Source organism: Enterobacter sp. CFEC122 (genome assembly GCF_052983755.1).
The window spans coordinates 1-357 of the sequence record NZ_JBRIQR010000143.1 but is presented as its reverse complement, the minus strand read 5'-3'; the positions used below and the strand labels follow the sequence as shown (position 1 = coordinate 357).

Here is a 357-nt window from a genome sequence, read left to right as displayed (position 1 = left end):
TTAGGTTCGTTACCTGACGCCTTAAATATTGCGGCTCCCGGTCAGCCGAAGATTCTATTATACCCGTGGCGATTCAGATGCTTGATTTTTTTTAGAATCAGGTTCACGCTACGAACCATGAAAATTACACTGACTCCTCAACAGAAACTGCAACTCGAACAAATGCACGATATTGAACGTGATAGTCGAGTTTGCGACCGTATTAAGGCTGTTTTGCTGGCTTCTGAAGGCTGGAGTCAGACCATGATTTCACAAGCTCTTCGGATTCATGAATCCACCGTTGCACGTCACCTTAGCGACTACGTTCTTTCTGAAAAACTTAAGCCTGAAAATGGCGGAAGTCAAAGCAAGCTTTCT

General features: G+C 44.3%; 1 protein-coding gene. It reads left to right on the top strand.

Annotated elements, in window-relative coordinates:
• Positions 1–117 precede the first annotated feature (117 nt).
• A partial coding sequence (locus ACVCAM_RS26525) for a helix-turn-helix domain-containing protein (protein ID WP_447093755.1) occupies positions 118–357 on the top strand: 240 nt, incomplete at its 3' end.